The organism is Moorena sp. SIO4A1 (genome assembly GCF_010672065.1).
Classification (GTDB): domain Bacteria; phylum Cyanobacteriota; class Cyanobacteriia; order Cyanobacteriales; family Coleofasciculaceae; genus Moorena.
This window is the reverse complement of sequence record NZ_JAAHHX010000318.1, coordinates 1-2278: the sequence shown is the minus strand read 5'-3', so window position 1 is coordinate 2278 and position 2278 is coordinate 1. Positions and strand designations below refer to the sequence as shown.

Annotated in this window: 3 protein-coding genes and 3 pseudogenes; all 6 read right to left on the bottom strand. The window is 44.9% G+C overall.

Annotated features, from left to right (window positions below; translation table 11 throughout):
- Positions 1 to 155 precede the first annotated feature (155 nt).
- Positions 156 to 320: pseudogene (locus F6K53_RS37715) on the bottom strand (IS4 family transposase); the annotation flags it as partial.
- 335 nt (positions 321 to 655) lie between these two features.
- Positions 656 to 787, bottom strand: coding sequence for a hypothetical protein (locus tag F6K53_RS37710; protein WP_293045295.1), 132 nt, complete (start codon positions 785 to 787; stop codon positions 656 to 658).
- Complete coding sequence (locus F6K53_RS46265; protein WP_365940445.1) at positions 787 to 939, bottom strand: transposase; 153 nt, start codon at positions 937 to 939, stop codon at positions 787 to 789. Before F6K53_RS46265 ends, F6K53_RS37710 begins: the two co-directional genes overlap by 1 nt.
- A pseudogene (locus tag F6K53_RS46260) lies at positions 926 to 1129 on the bottom strand (transposase); the annotation flags it as partial. The gene F6K53_RS46265 and the pseudogene F6K53_RS46260, both read right to left, overlap by 14 nt.
- Positions 1130 to 1332: 203 nt before the next feature.
- Positions 1333 to 1654: pseudogene (locus F6K53_RS37705) on the bottom strand (transposase); the annotation flags it as partial.
- A 45-nt stretch (positions 1655 to 1699) separates the two neighbouring features.
- Entirely contained in the window at positions 1700 to 1972 is a 273-nt protein-coding gene (locus F6K53_RS37700; protein ID WP_293029083.1) for a hypothetical protein, read from the bottom strand.
- Between the last annotated feature and the right edge of the window lie 306 nt (positions 1973 to 2278).

Below are 2278 nucleotides of genomic sequence, written 5' to 3'. Positions count from 1 at the left end.
TGTACTTACTCCAATTCAATATCTTATATTTGGTCTTGGCGGTTGCTTCTGTCATGGCTAAGGGGAAGCTCTATTTTTCTCTCTATAGATTATCTCACTCAACTCATACTCTTTATGCAACAAAGCCAACGCAAACAAAAATCTCTACCCAATTACTGAAGATGATTTGCTAACTTTACAGAACAAAATTCTCGTTCGCGAAGCGTGACCAAAGGTCAATCTCCCAATACACAGATTTTATAGTTTTTTAAAATCGGGATAACTTTTGATAAAATACTTTGTTGTTCTTTTAAATTACTACTACTCACATCTTGCACCAAGAAATGTTGATATCAATTCCCTGTGCTTGAAGCAGAGGTTGCAATCGGAGGATATCAGTTAATAATATGCAGACAACAAGCTGAGGGAGGAAAGAGTGGAGAGCTTTTTCAGCTACTTGCCCCCAATCGGGTAAGGTGGTTGAATCAGTAGAAAGATAAGCCCAGTGTGCCAACAGGTAGGCTATCATTGATAAAATCAGCCAACGGTACATCCCTAGTTTGGTTTGCGCAAGCTAGCGGTGCAGTCGCTTAACGGTGCTTAGCAGCTCTTTTACCAGCCCTCAATAGGCGACCTGCGCTTGCCCCACCAGTTGATAGTGCTGGCTTTCATAGGTCTAGTAGACAGCGACATTGCGCTTGTTAGATTTGCCGTCACGTTTGAGATAGAACCAAGAAATGGAAACAACTATGGGTTTGCCATTAAGCCGAACTTGTTGCCCTCGCTTGTACAGACTAGGGCGTGTCATCAATTAAGCCAGATAACAGTAGCAGCAAGATAAATTGCCCCGAGAAAGTTTATTGCTCGCTTATCATAACGTGTCGCGATTCCTCGATATTGTTTGAGTTGGGCAAAGAAATTCGTGGCGCAGATGTCGTGCTTTGTACAAGTATTTATCATATTCACGCTGGAAATTACGGTTGCGTTTGGGTGGAATCACCGCTGTAGTTCCCTTTTCTTCAAGTCGTTTAATCACGCGCTCGTCAGCATCATATCCCTTGTCTGCAATCAGTGTATCGGCTCTAAGGTCTTCGAGTAGGACATCGGCTCCATCGAGGTCACATGCTTGTCCAGGGGTCAAATGAAAGCCAGTAGGTAACCTGCGGCATCTACCACGGCGTGAATTTTCGTACTCAGTCCACCTTTACTGCGACCGATGGCTTCGCCCGCACCATCCCCCCCTTTGCCCCAAGAGACGAAACCTTAGATAGTTGAGCCTTATTACAAAAGACTTGAACCTTTTACCCATAACCTACTAACTATAAAGGCTCAACTATCTTACGGTAACTTCAAAGCACTATGCTGGTGGGCGCGTACAATTGTTGAGTCAATCATTGCATATTCATTGTCTGCATCCTTGGCTAGCTCCTCAAATATCTTTTGCCACACGCCACTTCTTGCCCACCGACAGCAAACGGGTATGAACTATCTCGTTTATCCCCAAATCTTTCCGGTAAGTCCCGCCAGGGAATACCCGCAAGGGTACCGATACAGCACTGCTTCGACAAATAATCGGTTATATGCATGCCGTCACTCCAACTGTCTCTTTTCGTCCTGGTAGTGAGTCTTTGATTCTTTCCCACTGGTCATCCCGCAAGGCATAGCGACGTGTCATGATAGCACGGATCCTAATTGACTCAACTCTCTACATTTATCGATTCTAAACTAGATTGATTCCTATTTGATGACACGCCCTAGATAGTGGGCGTCCATCAACCAGTTTACGGTCACGGCGGACTCCAACTACAGCGTGATATCTGAGCTTGCGAATGCCTCGCTTTAATTCCACACTACATTTGGCGGTATCTGCTAATATCATCACCTGAAAGCGACGAGTCAAGGCTTTAGGCAATCGTTGTACTAAGCGCAAGCCTAGTTGTGCTTGTGTTGTTGTGCCATAACCGCCGAAACACTCGAAAATTCCAAGGCACACGCCACTGTCCCACCACCAGGTACAGCACGACTAAGTGCAATCGAAGTTTGCCATTGAAAACACTGATAAGGGAGTCAAAAGCTTTGAAAAACCCTCGTAACTCTTAGCTAGTCAAGTCAATAATTACCTGCAAACATGGTCTTCGCCCTTTTGGTTTGTAGGATAGCAATTTGGCTATAATATCAAATCCGGGTGTATACTTACTGTTAAGACAGAGCATGGTAAGTTTTATGCCCAAAAGGTTGACCCTGAAGCCCCACCTGAGTTGTGACGCCTTGGAACAGCGATAACGCGCGTGAAAAAGAC